Source organism: Candidatus Omnitrophota bacterium, from assembly GCA_030695905.1.
Taxonomy (GTDB): domain Bacteria; phylum Omnitrophota; class Gorgyraeia; order 2-01-FULL-45-10; family 2-01-FULL-45-10; genus CAZHPY01.
Window position 1 is genome coordinate 1 of sequence record JAUYOL010000002.1, and the last position, 2851, is coordinate 2851.

The following is a 2851-nucleotide window of genomic DNA, read 5'->3' on the forward strand; positions in this document are numbered from 1 at the left end:
ATCTTTACTTGCAAATGCGCCTGTAGCGGCTGTAGTATCAAGGGTAACTGTATCACCGGCTACTACACCGCTTAAGGCTGCCAGTGTCGTATTAAGGGTAGCGGCTGTTGTGCCGTCGTATGTCTTATTGTTAGCGGTAATGCCTGTAACAGTCAAGTCTTTAGCAGTTATACTGAAGTTGCTGCTCTCAAATGTTATCGTATAGTTAGACCCTGCCGATAATGTACCTTGGGTTATGGCATAAGTGCCTACGTCAGTGCCGGCATTGCGGCCTAAGGCTCCTGAGAAGGAATCTCCGCCTACCAATGCTGTATTGGTATATGTAAATGTCGGGTCGCTAGCGCCATATACTTTAGTCTGGCCTGCGGTAGCTGTAACCGTAATAGGCTTGGCTGTGATATTGGCAGTGGTGGTAGCTGTTGTGAAAAGAAGAGTATAGTAGCCCGCGTCTGTGCCGCTTAAGGAAATACTGCTTACGCTTACTGTTTTATCTGTCCCGACGTTCTTGGTATCGAATGTAGCCGTGTAATTGATTGTAAAATCGTGATTCTTACCGGCTACTCCATCATCAGATGTAGTTACTGTCGCCGTAGTGCCGCCATCATAAACCTTATTAACACCGGCGGCACTTACCGTCAATGATATCTTGGCATCTGCATCTATGGTCCAGGTACCGCTGATAGTTGTGCCGGCACCCATGGCATAAGTAGTAGTGCCTCCTTCTGAATATCTGCCAAGTGTAAGGTTATTATATGCTTCGCTTGCTGGAAGCGTAAAATCTGTATCTGCCTGTATATTTAATGTGCCATTTGTCCAATCAGTGTTGGCTGCGGTTGCGTCATAAGGAGTTACGCCACTCGCCCCCTGAATAGTAACAGTATACGCTCCGGAAACAAAAGTGCCGGCATTAACCGCAAGCGTTCCATGTGTGCTTTGAGCATCTGTTGTGCCATCTATAGTAAGGTTATTGCCTAATGTTAATGTACCTGAATAACCCGTGGCAAGCGTAAGATTACCTAATGTTAATGTGCTTGCTGAAGGGGTGGCTACGCTTGAGGAGCCTGCATCAAATACTGCCGTGTGACCGTAGTTAGAAGGATATCCGGCAAATCTTGGGTTACTCCAGTTAGCCGCGCTTGCCCAAGTTGTGCCGTCTCCTGCGCCTGTCCATGTCCACACAGTATCCGCACCCGATGCTAAAGTGCCATATGAGTTATCGTGGTTGTAGTCGGTGAAGTAAGAATTTGTAAAATATGAAGTGTCGCCGCCACCCGCAAGCCCGCCCCCATTAGCGGAAACCGTCCCCAGGGCGTAGCAGCTATCTATGGTATTAGTGCCATAACCAAAATTAGGATCAATATCATTACTTCCTACCAGCCCACCCACATAAATACTTAATGCTGTGGATGAAACATTACCTGTGGCATAGGAATCAGCAAAGGTAGAGGCGCCTCCTCCCGCATAGTTTTGCCCCACCAACCCGCCTACATAATCTCCTGTTCCTAAAATAGTCCCGGTAGCGTAGCTTGAAGAAACTGATATGGTTTGATCAGTCTCATCAGCGCTGGAAAGCCCTATCAATCCCCCTACATAGCTAACTCCTGAAACATTCGCTGTAGAATAAGACCCGGAGATAGTTACCGTGGTGGTACTCTCTGTTCCGAGATTAATATATCCCACCAGTCCACCCACATAACTGCCTGTTCCCGTAACAGTGCCGGTGGAATAACAATTGGAAATAGTGCTATTTCCGCTATTGATTAATCCGACAAGAGCGCCCACGTTATTCTGTCCCGTTATATTGACATTAGTAAGGTATATATTAGAGAGAGTTGCCGTAGCGGAACCAAAGAGCCCCACATTATCAGTTGCAGAAAGGTTTATCGTCAGGCCGTCTATCGTATACCCATACCCATTGTATTTGCCTGTGAATGTGTTTATGGGTGAGAATGTCACCCCTGTCCAGTCGGTAATATTAACGGTCTGGACATAGTTTAATCCGAGGCCGGTTGTAGGGATATTGTTTAATTCCGTAGCTGTAGTGATTCTGGTAGCTGCTGTAGTGGCTCCATTAGGGTTAGATGGCCCATTAAAGGTTCCGCCTGTTACTGAAAGAGAACCGTTAGCGTGTACTATATTATTGCCATTAGCGCCTGCCGTATCATTAGTCTCATTAAAAGTGCCGCCTGCCTGGCTAAAGCATGTGCCGGAGCCTGTAATGGTAAGGTTATTAGCCAGTGATATAGTACCTGTATAGGCCGCTGTTATGGTTAAAGAGAGAATACTATTGGTAAATGCGGCATCTACAATGGAATCCTTGGTAGAAGTCCCATCAAAGGTAACAGCATCGCCGTTAGGCAGGGTATTACCGCTCCAGTTATTGGCATCGCTCCAAAGATACGTTGTGCCTCCGCCATCCCAGGTAGGGTCTATGAGCATATTGTAGTTATTGCCTTCATTTACACCGTTAGGAATAAATATGTAGTTTAAGGCATAGAAGTCACTAACAAAGACCTTATCCAGGGTATATGTATCCGTGTCTATATTGATGTAATACTGGCTGCCGGGTGTCTGAGAGCGCAGTTTAATATAGTATTCTTCCGCTCCTATATCAGGGGATCCTACGATATTAAGAGAGCCTTTAAAGGTATAGGTCCTTCCGGCTTCAAAGTATAGTTCTTTATCAGGAGTCAAGCATTCGAAGTTATAAAATGTGATATTTCCATAGAAGTATGAGGGATTTTGGTCATTATAAACAGTTGTTCGAGTCGCCTTGAGCACAAGACTACTCGATATAGGGTAAATTATTTGGCCAAAGCCGTCGGGAGGACCTGTAATCTGTACACTTGTG

1 protein-coding gene is annotated in these 2851 nt (G+C 45.8%); it reads right to left on the reverse strand.

Annotated features, from left to right (window positions below; genetic code table 11):
• Positions 1–2781: YDG domain-containing protein (locus Q8R38_00770; protein MDP3790564.1), on the reverse strand; the 2781-nt coding region annotated here is incomplete at its 3' end.
• Positions 2782–2851 lie beyond the last annotated feature (70 nt).